The 18,250-nt window shown below is 66.7% G+C and carries 21 protein-coding genes; 12 read left to right on the top strand and 9 right to left on the bottom strand.

The genetic code is table 11. The features are described 5' to 3' along the window. Positions 1–11: 11 nt before the first annotated feature. Genes kdpC through L8F97_RS10375 form a run of 3 tightly spaced genes read left to right on the top strand, consistent with a single transcriptional unit; the run spans position 12 to position 3,939 of the window. Positions 12–587 carry a potassium-transporting ATPase subunit KdpC gene (kdpC, locus tag L8F97_RS10365; RefSeq protein ID WP_242149180.1) on the top strand — a complete coding sequence of 192 codons (576 nt, stop codon included), beginning with the start codon at positions 12–14 and terminating at the stop codon, positions 585–587. Then, positions 584–3,250 carry a sensor histidine kinase gene (locus tag L8F97_RS10370; RefSeq protein ID WP_242149182.1) on the top strand — a complete coding sequence of 889 codons (2,667 nt, stop codon included), beginning with the start codon at positions 584–586 and terminating at the stop codon, positions 3,248–3,250. The genes kdpC and L8F97_RS10370 overlap by 4 nt, the downstream gene beginning before the upstream one ends. A 2-nt stretch (positions 3,251–3,252) precedes the next feature. Beyond that, entirely contained in the window at positions 3,253–3,939 is a 687-nt protein-coding gene (locus L8F97_RS10375) for a response regulator transcription factor (protein WP_242150121.1), read from the top strand. Between the two features lie 3 nt (positions 3,940–3,942). On the opposite strand, the gene L8F97_RS10380 is transcribed toward L8F97_RS10375, so the two are convergent. Beyond that, positions 3,943–5,106 carry a YncE family protein gene (locus tag L8F97_RS10380; protein ID WP_242149184.1) on the bottom strand — a complete coding sequence of 388 codons (1,164 nt, stop codon included), beginning with the start codon at positions 5,104–5,106 and terminating at the stop codon, positions 3,943–3,945. Between the two features lie 242 nt (positions 5,107–5,348). On the opposite strand from L8F97_RS10380, the gene L8F97_RS10385 reads away from it, so the two are divergent. The 4 genes from L8F97_RS10385 to L8F97_RS10400 all read left to right on the top strand — a co-directional run bounded on the left by L8F97_RS10385 (position 5,349) and on the right by L8F97_RS10400 (position 8,003). Beyond that, a complete protein-coding gene (locus L8F97_RS10385) occupies positions 5,349–6,008 on the top strand; it encodes a helix-turn-helix domain-containing protein (RefSeq protein ID WP_242149185.1) in 660 nt (219 codons plus the stop codon). Positions 6,009–6,051: 43 nt separating this feature from the next. After that, on the top strand, positions 6,052–6,666 hold the full coding sequence (locus L8F97_RS10390; RefSeq protein ID WP_242149187.1) for a TetR/AcrR family transcriptional regulator: 615 nt from the start codon (positions 6,052–6,054) through the stop codon (positions 6,664–6,666). Positions 6,667–7,001: 335 nt separating this feature from the next. Next, a complete protein-coding gene (locus L8F97_RS10395; RefSeq protein ID WP_242149195.1) occupies positions 7,002–7,394 on the top strand; it encodes a hypothetical protein in 393 nt (130 codons plus the stop codon). Positions 7,395–7,550: 156 nt separating this feature from the next. Continuing rightward, entirely contained in the window at positions 7,551–8,003 is a 453-nt protein-coding gene (locus L8F97_RS10400; protein ID WP_242149197.1) for a hypothetical protein, read from the top strand. 27 nt (positions 8,004–8,030) lie between these two features. Here L8F97_RS10400 and L8F97_RS10405 read toward each other — a convergent pair whose 3' ends face one another. The 6 genes from L8F97_RS10405 to L8F97_RS10430 form a co-directional block, all read right to left on the bottom strand. Then, a complete protein-coding gene (locus tag L8F97_RS10405; RefSeq protein ID WP_242149198.1) occupies positions 8,031–8,195 on the bottom strand; it encodes a hypothetical protein in 165 nt (54 codons plus the stop codon). A gap of 89 nt (positions 8,196–8,284) precedes the next feature. After that, complete coding sequence (locus L8F97_RS10410) at positions 8,285–8,542, bottom strand: ribbon-helix-helix domain-containing protein (protein WP_242149200.1); 258 nt, start codon at positions 8,540–8,542, stop codon at positions 8,285–8,287. After that, positions 8,539–9,135, bottom strand: a complete 597-nt coding sequence (locus L8F97_RS10415) for a hypothetical protein (RefSeq protein ID WP_242149201.1) — start codon at positions 9,133–9,135, stop codon at positions 8,539–8,541. The genes L8F97_RS10410 and L8F97_RS10415 overlap by 4 nt, the downstream gene beginning before the upstream one ends. Next, complete coding sequence (cobT, locus tag L8F97_RS10420; protein ID WP_242149203.1) at positions 9,135–10,967, bottom strand: cobaltochelatase subunit CobT; 1,833 nt, start codon at positions 10,965–10,967, stop codon at positions 9,135–9,137. Before cobT ends, L8F97_RS10415 begins: the two co-directional genes overlap by 1 nt. 11 nt (positions 10,968–10,978) lie before the next feature. After that, positions 10,979–11,983: a cobaltochelatase subunit CobS gene (gene cobS / locus L8F97_RS10425; RefSeq protein WP_242149205.1), complete on the bottom strand. Its 1,005-nt coding sequence runs from the start codon at positions 11,981–11,983 to the stop codon at positions 10,979–10,981. A 319-nt stretch (positions 11,984–12,302) separates the two neighbouring features. Beyond that, positions 12,303–12,917 carry a J domain-containing protein gene (locus L8F97_RS10430; protein ID WP_242149207.1) on the bottom strand — a complete coding sequence of 205 codons (615 nt, stop codon included), beginning with the start codon at positions 12,915–12,917 and terminating at the stop codon, positions 12,303–12,305. A gap of 40 nt (positions 12,918–12,957) precedes the next feature. Here L8F97_RS10430 and L8F97_RS10435 point away from each other — a divergent pair, with 40 nt between their 5' ends. Genes L8F97_RS10435 through L8F97_RS10455 form a run of 5 tightly spaced genes read left to right on the top strand, consistent with a single transcriptional unit; the run spans position 12,958 to position 16,147 of the window. Then, a complete protein-coding gene (locus tag L8F97_RS10435) occupies positions 12,958–13,242 on the top strand; it encodes a BolA family protein (protein ID WP_242149208.1) in 285 nt (94 codons plus the stop codon). Between the two features lies 1 nt (position 13,243). After that, positions 13,244–13,951 (top strand): glutathione S-transferase, encoded by a 708-nt coding sequence (locus L8F97_RS10440; protein WP_242149210.1) that lies wholly within the window; start codon positions 13,244–13,246, stop codon positions 13,949–13,951. Further along, positions 13,948–14,391 carry an NUDIX hydrolase gene (locus L8F97_RS10445; RefSeq protein ID WP_242149211.1) on the top strand — a complete coding sequence of 148 codons (444 nt, stop codon included), beginning with the start codon at positions 13,948–13,950 and terminating at the stop codon, positions 14,389–14,391. The genes L8F97_RS10440 and L8F97_RS10445 overlap by 4 nt, the downstream gene beginning before the upstream one ends. Next, positions 14,388–15,287 (top strand): pirin family protein, encoded by a 900-nt coding sequence (locus L8F97_RS10450; protein WP_242149213.1) that lies wholly within the window; start codon positions 14,388–14,390, stop codon positions 15,285–15,287. The genes L8F97_RS10445 and L8F97_RS10450 overlap by 4 nt, the downstream gene beginning before the upstream one ends. Further along, positions 15,284–16,147, top strand: coding sequence for an alpha/beta fold hydrolase (locus L8F97_RS10455; RefSeq protein WP_242149215.1), 864 nt, complete (start codon positions 15,284–15,286; stop codon positions 16,145–16,147). Before L8F97_RS10450 ends, L8F97_RS10455 begins: the two co-directional genes overlap by 4 nt. 18 nt (positions 16,148–16,165) lie before the next feature. On the opposite strand, the gene L8F97_RS10460 is transcribed toward L8F97_RS10455, so the two are convergent. Together L8F97_RS10460 and L8F97_RS10465 are read right to left on the bottom strand one after the other, a co-directional pair. After that, complete coding sequence (locus L8F97_RS10460; RefSeq protein WP_242150124.1) at positions 16,166–17,242, bottom strand: nucleoside hydrolase; 1,077 nt, start codon at positions 17,240–17,242, stop codon at positions 16,166–16,168. Beyond that, entirely contained in the window at positions 17,242–18,249 is a 1,008-nt protein-coding gene (locus L8F97_RS10465; protein ID WP_242149218.1) for an adenosine deaminase, read from the bottom strand. The genes L8F97_RS10460 and L8F97_RS10465 overlap by 1 nt, the downstream gene beginning before the upstream one ends. Position 18,250 lies beyond the last annotated feature (1 nt).

Consider the following 18,250-nt stretch of genomic DNA (forward strand, 5'->3'; position numbering starts at 1 on the left):
GAACCTGGACAATGAACAACGATATCACCTCGGCGATCCGCCCGGCCATCGTAATGACCATCCTGTTCGCACTGCTGCTGGGGCTGGCCTATCCGCTCGCGATGGTCGGCTTCGGGCAGGCGATCTTCCCCGCGCAGGCGAACGGCAGCCTCGTCACCGATGGTGGCAAGGTGATCGGCTCGACCGTGGTCGGGCAGGCCTTCACCGCCCCGCGCTATTTCAACACCCGTCCGTCGGCGGCGGGCAAGGGCTATGACGGCCTTGCCTCCTCCGGCTCGAATTACGGCCCGACGTCGCAGGCTCTCGCAGACCGCGTGAAGACCGACGTCGCCGCCGCCAAGCGTTCCGCACCAGGGATTTCCATCCCCGCCGATCTGGTGACGGCCTCCGCCTCGGGACTGGATCCCGATCTCAGCCCCGAGGCGGCTTTTTTCCAGGTTCCCCGCATCGCACGCGTGCGCGGGTTGTCGGAAGATCGTATCAAGACGCTGGTGACCCAACATATCGACCATCCCATCCTCGGCTTCCTGGGTGAACCGCACGTCAACGTGCTGTCGCTCAACCGCGCGCTTGACGGCTTGCGTTGAGCGAACCCGGCCGACCTTCCCCCGACGCCCTGCTGCGCCACGCGGCGCAGGAGGGCAGGGGTACGCTCAAGATTTTCCTCGGCGCCGCCCCCGGCGTCGGCAAGACCTACGAGATGCTCTCCGACGGCGCGGGCCGGTTGCGCGAGGGTGTCGATACGGTGATCGGCGTGGTCGAGACGCACGGCCGCGCCGAGACCGAGGCGATGACGCGCGGCTACGAAACCGTCGCCCGCCGCAGCGTCCCCTATGAGGGACGCACCCTGCACGAGATGGACATCGACGCGATTCTGGAGCGCGCGCCCCGGCTCGTACTGGTCGACGAACTCGCCCACACCAACGCGCCCGGCAGCCGCCATCCCAAACGCTATCAGGATGTCGAGGAACTGCTCGCCGCCGGGATCGACGTGTATTCCACGCTCAACATCCAGCATATCGAGAGCCTGAACGACGTCGTCGCGAGCTTCACCCGCGTGCGGGTGCGCGAGACGGTGCCGGACAGCATCCTCGAAACCGCCGAGATCGAGGTGGTGGACATCCCACCCGACGAACTGATCGAGCGGCTGAAGGCGGGCAAGGTGTATCTGCCGCAGGAGGCGACGCGCGCGCTGTCGCACTTCTTCTCCAAATCCAATCTGTCCGCCTTGCGCGAACTGGCGCTGCGCCGCGCCGCGCAGGCGGTCGATGCGCAGATGCTCGATCACGTCCGCGCGATGGGGCTGGGCGGCACCTGGGCGGGCAGCGAGCGCGTGGTGGTGGCGATCAGCGAGATGCTCGGCGCCGACAACCTCGTCCGCGCCGCCAAGCGCCTCGCCGATGCGCTGCATGCACCGTGGACGGCGGTGTTCATCGAAACCCCGCGCACGCAAGGCTTCGGCAAGGAGCAGCACCGGCGCCTCGCGGTGGCGATCAATCTCGCCACGCAGCTCGGCGGGCAGATCGCGACGGTGCCCGCCACCAACGTCACCGAGGGGCTGAAGACCTTCCTCGCGGAGTTTCGCGGCACCCACCTGATCGTCGGCAAGTCGCACCGCTCGCGCTGGTTCGAACTGCGCCACGGATCGGTGGTCGACCGGCTGGTGCGCGAGACGCCGGCGGTGGCGGTGCACGTCCTGCCGCTCGATACGGAGCCGTCGCCGCGCCCTGGCCGTGTCACGCGTGCGAGTGCGCGATGGGGCAAGCCGTCCGGCTATGTGTGGGCGAGCCTGATGGTAACGGCGGTAACCGGGGCGGGCATCGCGCTTTTCCACATCCTCAACCTCGGCAACGTGGCGCTGTTGTACCTGCTGCCGGTGATGGTCGCCGCCAGCCTGTTCGGCGTGCGTACCGGACTGTTCGCGGGGCTTGCCTCCAGCCTCGCCTATAATTTCTTCTTCCTGCCGCCGACCGGCACGCTGACGATCAGCAACCCGGAAAACGTCGTCTCGGTGTTCGTGCTGCTCGGCGTGGCGGTCGCCACCAGCCAGTTGACGTCGCGGGTGCGCGCGCAGGCCGATCTCGCCGCCTCCAGCGCGCGGGTGAATGCTGCGCTGGCCGGCTTCCTGCGCCAGTTGACGGTGCTGAGCGACCGTGAGGACGTGCAGCGTGCGATCTGTATCGAGATCGCGCGGCTGTTCGGCCGCAGCGTGGTGTTCCTCGCCCCCGCCGGGGGCCATGGGTTGAGCGTCGAGGCGGCGAGCGACCCGACCTACCGGCTCGATACGATGGATCTGGCGGCGGCGGGCTGGTCGTTCGACACGCGCGCGGCGACGGGCAAGGGATCGGACACGCTTGCCGCCTCCGAATGGCTGTTCCAGCCATTGGTGGCGGGCGACCATGCGCTCGGCGTGCTCGGCCTGTCCGATACCGGCGCGGGCGACCCGGTTCGGCCCGACCAGTTGCCGCTGCTCGCCAACCTGGTCGATCAGGCGGCGCTGGTGCTGGAACGCTTCCGGCTGGAAAGCGAGATGCGCGACGTCGACGTGATCCGCACCCGCGACAAATTGCGTGGCGCGCTCCTCTCATCGGTCAGCCACGATCTGCGTACGCCGCTCACCTCGGTGATGGCCGCCGCCGCCGCGCTTGACCACGGCGCCACGCCCGAGCTGATCGCCACCATCAAGAGCGAAGCGGCGCGGCTCAACCGCTTCGTGTCCAACCTGCTCGACATGGCGCGGGTGGAGGCGGGCGCGCTCAACCTCAAGATCGAGGCGATCGACCTGTCCGATGCGGTGACCGGCGCCGCGCACGACGCGCGCGGCGCGCTACAGGGGCACGACCTTCGCTTGCAGGTTCCCCCGGACCTGCCGTTGGTGCGCGCCGACCCGCAGTTGCTGCACCATTGCCTGCTCAATCTGCTCGATAATGCCGGCCGCTATGGTGATCCCGGTACCCCGATCGTGATCGAGGGCACACACCGGTTCGGTACGATCCGCCTCGCCGTGCTGGACGAAGGGCCGGGGCTCCCGCCCGGCCGCGAGCAGGAGGTGTTCGAAACCTTCCGCCGCTTCGAGGGGTCTGACCGGGTGGTCGGCGGCACCGGTCTCGGGCTTGCCATCGTCAAGGCATTCGCTGAGGCAATGAGCATCGCCGTCGAAGCGTCGAACCGCGAGGAAGGGGGCGCTCGCTTCGGGTTGACGTTCCCCTCGAACCTCGTGGTACGGGCCACCGCACCGGAGAGTATTTGACGATGTCCGCCACCATCCTCGTCATCGACGACGAACAGCCGATCCGCCGCCTGCTCCGCAACACGTTGGAACGCGCCGGGTACCGCGTGGTCGAGGCGATGAACGCGGGCGACGCGCTGCAGGTGTTCCGCGCCGAACGCCCGAGCGCGGTGCTGCTCGATCTCGGCCTGCCTGACCGTGACGGGCTGGAACTGGTGCCGCTGTTGCGCAAGGCAGGGGAGGCCGTCATTCTCGTGATTTCGGCGCGCGACGAAACCGACCAGAAGGTCGCCGCGCTCGATCTCGGCGCGGACGATTATGTCACCAAGCCGTTCGATACAGAGGAACTGCTCGCCCGGCTGCGGGTCGCGTTGCGGCACCGCAGCCTGTCGAGCGTAGCGCCGAAGATCGTCCGTCGCGGCGATCTGGAGATCGACTTCGACGAGCGTACCGTGCGGCGTCGCGGCGAGGATCTTCACCTCACCCGCAAGGAACACGACGTGCTGACGGTGCTGGCCCGCAACATCGGTCGGGTGGTGACACACGACCGCATCCTCGCCGCCGCGTGGAGCCGCGAGGAAGATCCACGCATCGAATACCTGCGCATCGTCGTGCGCAACCTGCGCGGCAAGCTGGAGGCGCCGGAGCCGGTCGGCTCCGTCATCGCCAACGAACTCGGCGTAGGATACCGGCTGCTCGCCGACGGCTGACGGTTAGCGATACGCGTCAGTCGCCAGTGCGCCGGGCCGGCCGGTGGTGGCCAAGACCTGATCGACCCTTTGCAGGCTGGCGTGGCCGTCGAAGCGGTAGCGTTCGATCCGTCGGTCGTCGGCGCATTGCAGGATGATCTGGTGTTCATCGTCGCTCCATGCCGCGCCTTGGCAGAGCCGGCCGGTTCGCGCCTGCGCGACCAGCTGCAGCGTGTCACCGGCGACCGCAAGCACCACGATCGTGCCGGCGTCGTGATGCTGCGGATCGGCGGGCGGCAGGTTGGTTCCGTCGAGCAGCGTCACCTCCAGGAACCGTCCCGATCGCGATAGGGCCAGTCCTTCGGCGGCTGGCGGCAGCGCCGGTCCCGGTGTGACGTGGAGCGTTGCGGTATCGACTGCGGCAACGAAGGTCTCGCTGCCACCGGAGGCGATGCGCGACGCTGCGACATAGGCGGTGCGGCCATCCGGACTGAGCGCGATCCCCGAGGCGCCGCTGCCGACCTCGGCTGTGTCGGGCACGACGACCATCCCGCCCCCACCGATGGCGAGGCGGAAAATCCGGCCGCCGCCACCGACCACCAGCGCACTGGCGCTGTCGGGAAGGAAGCGCGCGGAGACCGGCCGCGACCCTGCCGGGAAGCCGACGGACCCCTGCGCAACGAGGTGACCACCAATGATGGCAAACGCCGACACGCTGTTGGCGCGCGCATTCGCGACCAGCACCCGTTTTCCGTCTGGTGCGACCGCGACGCCGCTCGCGCCCGCGCCGGCATGAACGGTTTCGATCAGTCTGGGCCGTGCTGGTATCGTCAGGTCGACCAGCGACACCGCGTCGCCTGCGGACAGCGGCGGGGCGCCGTCAGGATCGAACGCCTGCGACGCGCTGACGATCGCATAATGTCCGTCCGGCGTCAGCTTCACGCTTTCGGGCGGGCCGGTCATGCTGGCCGGCACCGCGATCGTGGCAAGCGTCCGCAGGCCGCTGGAATCGAGCGCGAGGATACGCAGCAGGTCCGGCGTCACCCCGGCGGATGTGTCGCCCGGCCGTACCGGCTTGCCGTCTTCGGCCGAAACCAGGATTTGCCGCGCGGTGACGGGCATGGTCCCGCACGTCGCGATGAGCAGACCGATGCCGACGACGCTCCTGATCCATCTGCGCTGTGCCATCGCCTGCTCCTTTGGTACGCAGCCTTAGCCGGGTTCCAGCGTTGGCGACAATCACAGGTCGTGACGCCGCGCGCGGGCGAGGCGCGGGCGGGAGAAATGGCCGGCTCGGGTGTTGCACATCGCGCGCAACCCGGCGATGAAGCCTGATTGCCGCGGAACGTCGCGCCTTGCATGGCTGCGGCTTGACGCGGTGCTTCGCTGTCGCTTCGGCGCGCGGGGCCGATTGTAATGGAGTATATAAAATGGCCAAACCGGTGAACGATATCGAGGCCGCCGCCGCCGAAATCGTAGAGTTGCGCACGATGTCGAGCGCACCGACCACTGAGGCGCGGACGCTGGAACGTGCGCTGGGCGCGCAGATCCGGCTGCTCAGGCGGCGGCAGGACCTCTCGGTGTCCGATCTCGCCACGGCGGCGAGCATTTCGCTGGGGATGCTTTCCAAGATCGAGAACGGGCAGATCTCGCCTTCGCTGACGACGGTGCAGTCGCTCGCGCATGCGCTGTCGGTGCCGATTTCCTCGCTGTTCGAGAGTGTCGAGGAACGGCAGGATTGTTCGTTCGTGCCGGCCGGGCGCGGGGTCAGCATCGAACGGCGCGGCACTAAGGCGGGTCACAAGTACCAGTTGCTCGGCCATCTTTCGCGCGGCGACGTGGTGGTCGAGCCGTATCTCATCACGCTGAACGAGGAAGCGACGCCGCACACCAGCTTCAGCCACGCCGGTGTCGAGTTGATCCACATGATCAAGGGAGAGATCAAATATCGCCACGGCAGCGAAACCTACCATTTGCGCCCCGGCGACACGATGATGTTCGACTCGGGCGCGCTGCACGGGCCAGAGGCGTTCATGGGGCTGCCGCTGCAATACCTCTCCATCATCGTCTATCCGCGCAACCACGGCTGAACGCCTAGACTCCGTGGTGCGCGGCACCTATATACCGACCGGTATGGAACACGTTGACACCCTTGCGCCCCCGAAAGGGCGACCGCGCGAATTCGATCTTGATACCGCGCTGGCTGCCGCGCTGCGGGTGTTCTGGCAGAACGGCTACGAAAGCGCGTCGATGGCGGAATTGACCGCCGCGATGGGTATAACAAAGCCGAGCCTGTACGCCGCGTTCGGCAACAAGGAACAGCTGTTCCACAAGGCGCTCGATCTCTACGAACGCGACAAGCTGGCCTATACCGAAAAGGCGCTTGCTGCGCCCACCGCACGCGGCGTGGCCGAGCGTTTCCTGCGTGGCGCGCTCGAAATGCAGACGAGTTCGTGCGATCCGAAGGGTTGCATGGCGATCATGAGCGTCATCTCCTGCGGTGCCGAAGCCGAGTCGATCCGTGCGGATGTGATCGCGCGGCGTGCCTCGTCGGAAGTGGCCTTGGTCGAGCGGTTCCAGCGCGCCAAGGACGAGGGTGAGTTTCCCGAAGGGCTTGAGCCCAAGGCGCTGGCTCGGTTTCTTTATGCGATCATGCAGGGCTTATCGGTTCAGGCGAGCACGGGCACCTGCTGCATGGACCTGACCCAGCTTGTCGAAACGAGCCTGTCGGTGTGGCCGACCAAATAGGACGCCCGCTGGCTCTAAAACTAATTTACCTACCGGTACAGAATGCGGTTGACGCGGTACAGGCACTGATTATATACCGCTTGGTATCGAAGCCGGGAGCGACAAACAGCCCGGTGTAGCGGCGGAAGGGAAACGCCCATGAGAAAACCTACCGGCTGATTTTCAGCGGCCGCATGTACGCGTGCCGCTTTAGCGTTCCACATCATCTGCATCAAAAACACGGCGGAGCGTGACTCCACGGTCGCCGATGTTTGCTCAATTCACCCAAGCCGCCGGTCCTCGCGACGCATCAGCGTCGCGTAACGGTGCCACGCGGCTGCTCAAGGGGACTGACCATGGCCTATCTCGATCTCGAACATCCCTTCGCCGCCCCGGCGACCAGCCGCCAGAGCGCCGATGCGCCGGCTGCCCCCGCTTTCTCTGCGCTCGAATGGAGCGTCATCGCGGTCGCCCGCCGCGACAAGATCAGCAGCCTGAGCGAGCCCGGTCCGGTGTCGCGTGCGTTCGGCGGGCTGTTCGGTCTCGGCAGGACGTCGCGTTTGGCCGAACCAAAGCTGGAAACGCTGCGCCGGCTGGCAGTGCACGCATGGCGGCGTGGTTACGCGCTGCCTGCCTCCGAGGTCGCCGCGTTCCTGACGGCCGGCTTCAGCATGGCGCAGGCGGAGCTGCTGGTGGCGAGCGTCACTGGTGGCACGGTCGGGTCGCTGGCGTGGAAGATAGCGGCATGAACATGGAAACCCACATCGAGACCGCCGAAGCGAGACCGATCTCGCGCGGCTGGTCGAGGATGCCGGGTTGGAAGCGCTCGCCACGATCTTGCTGGCGGTGATCGGCTATGCCGGTGCTAAGCTGGTTGCGCCTGCGCCACGGTGGCGAGCCCGCTGGTGTGCGACGTCAACAAATGGCACGATTACGTCGGCCGCTTCTCGCCTAGCCGCTCGGTAAAGAAACGCCCGCGCGCCGATGGCGAAGTGGCCAGCGGCAACCGCGACGGCGATGTTGCGCGGAAAGGCCAGTTGCTGTTTACCACCAACGCGCGCCCGTATGCGTCACAATTCGGCGAAGCCAGAGCCAATGTCGGCAGCGCGGCCAGTGCGCTGACGCTGTCCAAATCCGTTCTCAGCCACACTATCGGGCTAGCGCGCCAGCGCGAAGGCACGATCGACTTCCTGACGGTATTGGATGCGCAGCGGACCTTCGCCGACGCGGATGCGGACCTTGCGACGGCGGACGTCCGCATCGCGGATGCACAGGTCGATCTGTTCCGGTCCTTGGGAGGCGGGTGGTCGGCGCCGTCGGTCGCGACGACCGGCGCGGGCGATCACGCGGGGCGCTAGCCGCGGACGATGCTGAGGTGGAGCCGGTCAGAACCAGAGGCGGGCGAGGCAGTACAGTCCCACCCACAATGCGAGACTGATCGGCAGCGCCGCCACTATGCCGGCGATCGGCCCGCGCCTGACACTGTTGTCGGCTAGCGTGTCCTGCGTCGCTTGCAGCTCGTAAGCGGCGACGATCGGTCCTTCATACATCTGGCATCTCCTTGATCATAATATAGGAGGCCGGTTAAGAAATCGAAAAGCCGGGGGCTGCCCGTAGCGAATTTGTACGTAAGCCGGCGCTAACCGGATGCAACGCTTGCGACGAACAGCCAGCTACGGATCGCGCTGGCGAGATTTGGTGGGTCGGCGGCGGTGATCCGCACGGCATCGATTTCGGCGATCAGCGCGCTGAGCGGTAGTGCATGGTCGCGCGCCGCAGCTTCGAGCGCCTGCCAGAACACCGGTTCGAGGCTGATCGACGTCGGGTGTCCGGCGATCGTCACCGAACGTTTGACCGGGCCGGTGAACCCGGCCTGCGGCGCGACGATCCGCGTCAATGGACTGAACAGCCGTCGGTGCGGTTCGCCCCGCTGAACCCGACGGGCAGCGGCACGCCGAGCAGGTCGCGCAACGCGAGATCCGCGTTGCAATAGCGCCGTTCGCTGTGCAGCGTTGCGAGTCTGCGGAACTGCAGCGGCGGGCCGATCCCATCACCAGTCTTTACCAGTCTATCGACGCGCACCGACGCGCGTTCATGGTCCGCCAGCGGCCGTCCGGGCGTGGTATCGAGCCGCGCGCTCAGCACCAGGCTGGCTGGCGCTCCGCCGATGGTCGCGCGCGCAAACCGGACGGTGCCGAGGACACGCTCTCCATCGAACGGCGCATCGCGGATGATCTCGCCACCGTCCGCTGTGCTGGCCACGCCGACGGGATTGCCCTCGCTCCGTCCGGTCAACACCATCCAGACGTGATAGCCATGCGCGTTCCCATTGCCGCGCCATGCTTCGATGATCGTTGCAGCACCGCCGCCGGGCAGGAAGCCGGGCACGCGATTGCTGCCGGGACGAAGCGCGATCGGCGCAAGGTGGTCGATCTTCGGTGCAGGTGCAGCCGCCACCGCAAGCAGCGCAAGCGGGAGCAGCGCCCGCATCACGGCGTATCGAACAGCGCCGCAAGCTGTTCGATGATCGTCCCGCCAAGCTGTTCGGCATCCATGATCGTGACGGCGCGCGCATAATAGCGCGTCACGTCGTGCCCGATGCCGATCGCCACCAGTTCGACCGGCGAGCGGGCCTCGATCCAGCCGATCACCTGGCGCAGATGCCGTTCGAGGAAGCTGCCCGAATTGACGCTCAAGGTGGAATCATCGACCGGCGCGCCGTCCGAGATCACCATCAGGATCTTGCGTTCCTCACGCCGCGCGATCAGCCGCGAGTGCGCCCACAGCAACGCTTCGCCGTCGATATTTTCCTTGAGCAGCCCCTCGCGCATCATCAGCCCGAGGTTGGGCTTGGCGCGCCGCCACGGCTCGTCCGCCTGTTTGTAGACGATGTGGCGAATGTCGTTGAGGCGGCCGGGCTGGGCAGGGCGGCCGGCAGCGAGCCACGCCTCCCGGCTTTGCCCGCCCTTCCACGCGCGGGTGGTGAAGCCGAGGATCTCGGTCTTGACGCCGCAGCGTTCCAGCGTGCGGGCGAGGATGTCCGCGCTGATCGCCGCGATCGAGATCGGCCGACCGCGCATCGAACCGCTATTGTCGATCAGCAGCGTGACGACCGTGTCGCGGAACTCGGTCTCGCGCTCGATCTTGTAGCTCAGCGACAGCATCGGGTTGACGACGATCCGCGCCAGCCTCGCTGCGTCGAGGATCCCTTCCTCCTGGTCGAAATCCCAACTGCGGCTCTGCTGCGCCATCAGCCGGCGTTGCAGCCGGTTGGCGAGTTTCGTGACCGCGCCCTGCAAGTGGACGAGTTGCTGGTCGAGATAGGCGCGCAGACGGATCAGCTCGTCGGCGTCGCACAGATCGGTTGCCGCGACCACCTCGTCGAACTTGGTGGTCCACGCCTTGTATTCGAACTGCGGCGGGAAATCGGACGTCGGGCGGTTGGGGCGGGTCGGCAGCATGCCGTCCTCGCCGTCGTCGCCGGGTTCGCCCTCGCCATCGTCAAACTGCTGGTCGTCGCGGTCTTCACCTTCGCCGTCCTGCTCTTCGCTGTCGCTGTCGGAGCCGCGCGCCTCGATCTCGCCTTCGCCCTGCTCGCTTTCGGAATCGCCCTCGTCAGTATCGTCGGTCTGTTCCTGCTCATCAGTGCCTTCCTCCTCCGACCCGCCCTCATCGGTTTCCTCGGGCACCAGTTCGCCCTCGACGAGATCGAGATCCTGAAGCAGCCGCGTGGTGAGGCCAGCGAACGCGCGCTGGTCGTCGATCGCCAGTGCCAGCGCGTCGAGGTTGCCGCCGGCGTTGCGCTCGATCCAGTCGCGCACCAACGCAAGGCCGGGCGCGGCCGCAGCGGGGGACTGCTTCCCGCTCAGCCGCTCGCGTACGATCAGCCCGAGCGCGGTCGACAGCGGCACCTCGTCGCGGTTGCGCGCGCGGGTGATTGGATCGGTGCGCAGCTTGGCGTCGAGCGCTGTCGCGAGATTGTCGGAGATGCCGGCAAACCCGCGTGCACCGATCGCCTCGACCCGCGCGTCCTCGACCGCATCGAATACCGCGCGCGCCACGGCTTCGGCCGGCGCACCCCGGTCGTGCAATTTGGCATCGTGATGCCGCAGACGCAGCGCGAAGCCGTCGGCGAACCCGCGTGCCTCCGCTACCTGCGCGGCGGGCAGGTTGCGCGCCGGCATCGGCACCTTGATGTGCTTGCCGGACTGCACGGGCGCATCGGCGGTGAAGCCAAGCTCCACCTCCGGCTCACGCGACAGCGCGCGCGTCGTGCCGCCGAGCACGGTCTTGAAGCGGTCTAGCGGGGTCTCGGTGGCCATCGGCTGTCCGGTTACGCCTTCGCGACCACGCTCTCGGGCAAGTCCTTGCCGAACACGCGCTGATAATATTCCGCCACCAGCGGCCGCTCGGCCTCGTCGCACTTGTTGAGGAACGACAGGCGGAACGCGAAACCGATATCACCGAAGATCAGCGTGTTCTGCGCCCAGGTGATGACGGTGCGCGGGCTCATCACGGTCGAGATATCGCCGTTCATGAAGCCACGCCGGGTGAGGTCCGCAACCTTGACCATCTGCTCGACGGTCTGCTTGCCCTCCGGCTTGTCGTATTCGCCCGACTTGGCCAGCACGATCTGCGCCTCAACCTTGGCGGGCAGATAGTTGAGCGTGACGACGATGTTCCAGCGGTCCATCTGACCCTGGTTGATCTGCTGCGTGCCATGATACAGCCCGCTGGTATCGCCGAGGCCAATCGTGTTGGCGGTGGCGAACAGACGGAACCACGGGGAGGGGCGGATCACGCGGTTCTGGTCGAGCAGGGTCAGCTTGCCCTCGGTCTCCAGCACGCGCTGGATCACGAACATTACGTCCGGGCGCCCGGCGTCATATTCGTCGAACACCAGCGCGGTCGGCGTCTGGAGCGCCCAGGGCAGCAGCCCCTCGCGGAATTCGGTGACCTGCTGGCCGTCCTTCAGCACGATCGCGTCGCGGCCGACCAGATCGATGCGGCTGATATGCGCGTCGAGGTTGATACGGATGCACGGCCAGTTGAGGCGCGCGGCGACCTGCTCGATATGGCTCGATTTGCCGGTGCCGTGATAGCCCTGCACCATCACGCGGCGGTTGTGCGCGAAACCGGCGCAGATCGCCAGCGTGGTATCCTTGTCGAACACATAGGCCGGGTCGAGATCGGGCACGCGTTCATCCGCTTCGCTGAAGGCGGGGACCTCCATGTCCGAATCGATGCCGAACAGGTCACGGACCTTGGCCATGCGGTCGGGCGCGTCGAGGATCGTCGTCTCGCGGCTGTCGGGCTGGGTGTTGGGAATGTCGGTCATGTCGTCTGCGTACCGTGATAAGAGCTGTCGCGAAGCCCCCTAACGCATCGCGCGCGCAAACGGCACTCCGCTTTGTTCACTGCGAACGATATTGCCTTGCGTCAAGCCGTCGTCGCCAAGCGTAGCGGCGGCATCGTGCGTTACGTTCGATACTCCTGCGTCGCATTCGTCATGCAAGATGAGCCAGGAGACGTTGGCGACGAGCCAGCGGATCTTCTTGAACTTGCCGGTCGACGACGTGACGAATCGATCGCCGCAGGCGGAGGCGCGGGGCTGAACCCGACCGCGCCGCCCGGCGGCGGGCGGGCGCGAACCGGGATCACGCGAAGGCGCGTGCGCTCTTGAGGTGCGTGTAAGCCGCGATGACGTCCTGTAGCTTCTTCTCAAAGCTGCGATCGCCGCCGTTGCGGTCCGGATGATATTTGCGGACGAGCTCGGCATAGCGCTGGCGCAGGCCACGCCGATCGACATCGGTCGACAGCTCCAGCACCTTCAGCGCGCGCCGATCAACGTCGGACAGCGGCTTGCCGTCCTGCCGTGACGCGGCCGCCTGGGTACGCTCGCGGAAACGCGCGCCGATCGCGTCGAGCGGATCGGCGAAGTCGGCCCATTTCGGTGGTCGGTCGGCGCCGCCGTTGCCTGTGAAAGCGCGCGTCTCGCGTTCCCAGCCGGCATAAGGCCGCTGCGCGTCGTGGATCTCGTCCACGCTCATACCCGCGAAAAAGTTGTAGCGGGCGTTGAACGCGCGAACATGGTCGAGGCAGAACCAGCGGTACGGGCGCGGCCCCTCAAAGTCGTTCCTAGGCCCTTCCGCCGGTGCGCGGAACTCGCCGGGCAGGTCGCAGCCGGGTTCGTCGCACACGCGCGCGCTCCCTTCCACCCGCCCATGGAAGCGGACGTTCGGTCGGTCTTTCTTTTCGGTCTGGCGTGCCACGCCGGCTCCCTGAAATGCTGAAACGGACTATATAGGCGCGATGAACACGCTCGCCACCGGCTCCGTCGCGGATCAGATCGCCGCCCGTCTCACCACCGCGCTCGCGCCCTCGCTGCTGGAGGTGGTCAACGACAGCCACCACCACGCCGGCCACATGGGCGACGACAAATCGGGGGAATCGCATTTCACCGTCATCATCGAAAGCGCGGCCTTTGTCGGCATCTCGCGCGTTCAACGGCAGCGGCTCGTCAACCAGGCGCTGGCGGAGCTGCTCGCCGAGCGCATCCACGCGCTGGCGATCAAGGCACGCGCGCCGGGAGAATGAGATGAGCTATTCCTTATGGTACTGGCCCGACCTGCAAGGGCGCGGCGAGTTCGTACGCCTCGCGATGGAGGCGGGCGACATCGCTTACGTTGACCGCGCGCGCGCCGCTGGCGCCGAGGCGTTGCTGGCGGATCTTGAGGGGCTCACCGGGCGCGGGGCGTTTGCGCCGCCGTATCTCGAAACAGAGGACGGCGTGGTGTCGCAGGTCGCCAACATTCTCGCGTACCTTGGTGAAAAGCACGCCATCGCGCCGTCCGGCCGCGCCGATCGCCAGTGGCTGAACGCCGTGCAACTCACCATCGCGGATCTCGTCGCGGAGGTGCACAACGTTCACCATCCCGTCGCGTTGATGGCGTACTACGACGATCAGAGGCCCGAGGCCGCCCGCGCCGCCGCGCAATTCCGCGAGGAACGCCTGCCCAAATTCCTCGGCTATTTCGAGAAAGCGCTGGCCGCCAATCCGGGCGACTGGCTGATGGGGGAGACGTGGAGCTACGGCGACACCTCGTTGTACCAGGTCGTCGCGGGGCTGCGGTATATGTTCCCCAGGCGGATGGCGGCGATTGAAGGCGATTACCCGGCGCTGATCGCGCTGTACGACCGTGTTGCCGCACTTGATGGTATCGCAGCGTATCTCGCCAGCGATCGTCGCATCGGGTTCAACACGGACGGCATCTTTCGCCATTATCCCGAACTCGACGCCGTATGAGCGAACGCAAACAGCGCCCGGCCGCACGCATCCTGCTGCTGGACGGGGAGGGTAAAATCCTGCTGTTCCGCTTCACGCCGCATGATCGGCCGCCGTTCTGGTGCACGCCGGGCGGCGCGGTCGATCCGGGCGAAAGCTACGAAGCGGCGGCGCGGCGCGAACTGTTCGAGGAGACCGGCATCGTCGCGGAACCCGGACCGGAGGTCGCGCGCCGGATCGCCGACTTCATCACGCTGGACGGTGTAGCCGTCACCGGCGACGAACGCTATTTCCTGATCCGCGCCGACACGGTCGAGGTCGATACCAGCGGCCACACCCCGCTCGAACAGCGGGTGATGCAGGAATGGCGTTGGTTCGCCCGCGACGAGATCGCCGGCTTTCCCGAACCGATCTTCCCGGTCGACCTGCTCGACATGCTCGCTACGCTGGAAACGCCATGACAGACGACCTCATCCTCCAGACTTTGCTGCCCGTCACGCACGATCTCGGCGGCTTCAAGGTGCACCGTACCTTGCCGGCGAAACCGCGGACGATGGTGGGGCCATTCATCTTCTTCGACCAGATGGGACCGGCTCATCTCCAAGCGGGTAACGGTATCGACGTGCGCCCGCACCCGCACATCAATCTCGCCACCGTCACCTATCTGTTCGGTGGCGCGATCGGGCATCGCGATTCGATCGGCAGCGACGTGCGGATCGAACCGGGCGCGGTCAATTTGATGACGGCGGGTCACGGCATCGTCCATTCCGAACGCTCGCCCGAGGACGAACGCGGGCGCGGCCCGGAATTGTCCGGTATCCAGACCTGGCTCGCGATGCCCGAGAAGGACGAGGAAATGGACCCGGCGTTCGAGCATCAGTCCGCCGCCGACCTGCCGATGCTGCGCGACGGCGGCGTAGAGGCGCGCGTCATCATGGGCGACCTTTGGGGGCTGAGCGCGCCGACCACCAGCTACGCGCAGACGATCTATGCCGACATCGTGCTCGCCCCCGGCGGCAGCGCTCCGATCGACGCATCCGCCGATGAACGTGCGCTCTACGTCGCCTTGGGCGAGGCGACGCTGGACGGCATGACGCTGGAGCCGATGACGCTGTACGTGCTGCGCCCCGGCACTACGCCGACGCTGCGTTCTGGTGCGGGCGGGCGGGTGATGCTGGCCGGCGGCGAGGCGTTCGCGACACCGCGGCATGTATTCTGGAATTTCGTCTCCTCCAGCCGCGAGCGGATCAACGAGGCCAAGCGCGCATGGAAGGCCGGCGCGTTCCCCAAGGTGCCGGGCGACGACAAGGAGTGGATTCCGCTTCCGGAGGTACCGCTCACGGTCAGCTACCCGTGATCCGCGTTTCGCTCGCCACGGGCGTCGCTCTCGACGTCGCGGTGGCGGGTGATCGGGCGCATCCGGCGATCATCCTGCTGCACGGTTTCCCCGAATCGCACCGGGCGTGGCGGCACCAGATCCCGGAACTGGCGAAAACGCATTTCGTGATCGCGCCCGATCAGCGCGGCTATGCGCGCTCGTCCAAGCCGGCGCCGCTGGAGGCGTATGCACCGGACAGGATCATGGCCGACGTGTTCGCGCTCGCCGACCATTTCGAACGGGACACGTTCACGCTCGTCGGGCATGATTGGGGCGGGGCGATCGCTTGGGGTGCGGCGATGAGCCGGCCCGATCGGGTGATGCGCCTTGCGATCCTCAACGCACCGCACCCGGCGCTGTTCGCGAAAACGCTGGCCGATCCGGCGCAGGCAAAAGCGAGCGGCTATATCGGCGTCATCCGACGTACCCGGCTTGACCGGTCGCGCGCGCTGGCGCGGGTGTTCGGCAGCCGTGTCGTGCAGTGGCTGGCGGCGCTGGCGGTGGGGCGGGAGCGAGCCGCGCATCTTGAGGAATGGAGTCAGCCGGGCGCGATGACCGGCATGCTGAACTGGTACCGCGCAGCGGCGGAGCAGCACGAAAACGCCCGACCGGAGCGGCCGGGGAACAGCTCGGGAGGTCTCGACGATCGTGTCGTCACGCAGCCGACGCTGGTGATCTGGGGGATGCGTGACCGTTATCTGCTGCCGGTCCAGCTTGACGGGCTTGCGTCGCTCGTGCCTGACCTGACGTTGGTGAAGCTCGACGCCGGGCATTTCATCCCTTGGGCGGCGGCCGATGCGGTCAACGCCGCGCTGCGCGGCTGGCTTGATCGCAGCTGACGTGCCCGGCGGCGCGGGTCACTTCCGCCCGATCTCCCGCGTGAGCATCGCCTCCAGCCGCGTCGGGTCGATCGCGCGGATGACCTCCGCCGGTTGCTCGCCAAGCCCCGGCTGATCGCCCGCGCGCCACGACAGCATGTCGCCATAACCCGCCGAAAACACCGTATTATAATCGATGAACAGCGTCTCGCGCTGCGTGACGATCGACGGGTCGAGCCACACCGCTGCGGCGATCTCATCCCACAGCGGCCAGTCGGTGGGCAGTGTGGTGATGAACTTCGCGACCTCGGGCGTGGCGCTTGCAGCGAGCCGCGCCTGCAAGGTAGCGGAAAGCTGCGTCGCGGCGGAAGGATCGACCGGCACCGCTACGATCCTCCGCCACGGCGCGCGCGAGACGATGCTCGCCGCTTCCGGATCAAACCGGGCGTTGAACTCGCGGCGTGGCGTGTTGGTGTAGTCGCGCGCGAACTCGGCCGCGACCGTACCGCGCAGCATCTGCTGCGGGTTTAGGCTGCCAGCCATGTAGACCAATTCCTTTGCCAGCCCTGCAAAAGCCGGGTCGAGCCGCTGCGCCAGCGCGAGATTAGTCAAAGGCCCGGTGGCGAGGATCGTCACTTCGCCCGGATATTTATGCACTATGCGGATCAGGAAATTGGCGGCGATCTCATCCGCCGGCTTCGTGGTCGGGTTGCCGCCGGGCAGATCGACCGGGCTGCTCGGGCCGGGTACGTCGCGTGCTGCCTGCCCGGCGGCCGGCTTGGTCCAAGCGCCGCGCCACGAGAGCTTGCCGTACAGCGCCTCCCACCGGTCGGTCTGCGCTTCGGTGTTGAGGATCGGGTAGGTTGCGCCCTGAACCACCGGCACGTCGCTGCGATGCGCAAGCTCCAGTCCCTTCAGCGCCATCGCCGTCGCACGGTTCGCCCACACGTTGCCGGATACGGTGGTGAGGCCCAGCACCTCCACATCCGGATCGCCCAGAAGCATCAGGTGCATCAGCTGAAAGCCTTCATCGTCGATGATGACCTTCCGCTTTGGTGCCGCGTTGGCCACGCTGATGCTGAGCAGGACCGCGAGGATCAGCGCGGCGAGCCGCATCACCGCGCCGCCATGAAGGCATCGATCTCGGCGAGATGGGCCGCCACCGCCTCGGGGGCGAGAAACGACCCGGTAAAGCTGTTGCGCGCCAGCGTCGCCAGCGCCGCCCGGTCGAGCACGCCTGCGACTGCGCGGTAATTGTCGCCGACATAGCCGCCGAAATAGGCGGGATCGTCCGAATTGACGGTGGCTTTCAGGCCGAGGTCCAGCATCCGGCCGATCGGATGCGCGGCGATGTCGTCGACCACGCACAACTTGAGGTTGGAGAGTGGGCAGACCGTCAGCGTCATCCCCTCCGCCGCCAGCCGGCTGACCAGTGCGTCGTCCTCGAGCGCACGGTTGCCGTGGTCGATGCGGTCGACGTGCAATACATCGAGCGCCTCCCAGACGTAGGCGGCAGGGCCTTCCTCGCCAGCATGGGCGACGAGCTTCAGCCCCTTTTCGCGCGCGGCGGCGAACACACGGGCGAACTTCTCGGGCGGGTGGCCTACCTCCGACGAATCCAGCCCGACGGCGGCGATCCGGTCGAGCCACGGCTCCGCCGCAGCAAGCGTCGCGATGGCGGCATCTTCGCTAAGGTGGCGCAGGAAACTCATGATGAGGCTACTGGAGATGCCGTGCTGCGTCTCCGCCTCGGCCATGCCTGAAAGCAGCCCCTCGATCACCGTCCCGAACGCGACACCGCGATCGGTATGCGTCTGCGGATCGAACATGATCTCGGCATGCCGCACGCCGTCGGCGGCAGCACGATTGAAATAGGCGGCAGCAAGATCGTGGAAGTCTGCCTGCGTGCGCAAGACGTCCGCACCCGCATAATAGATGTCTAGGAAGTCCTGGAGGTTGCCGAACGCATAGGCTGCGCGAACATCCTCCACGCTGGCATAGGGGATCGCCACACCGTTGCGCTGCGCGAGCGCGAACATCAGTTCGGGTTCAAGGCTTCCTTCGATGTGGAGGTGCAGTTCGGCCTTCGGCAGGCCGGTGATGAAGCTGTCGAGATCGGTCATG

Origin of the sequence: Sphingomonas sp. BAUL-RG-20F-R05-02 (genome assembly GCF_022662305.1) — a bacterium.
Classification (GTDB): Bacteria; Pseudomonadota; Alphaproteobacteria; order Sphingomonadales; family Sphingomonadaceae; genus Sphingomonas.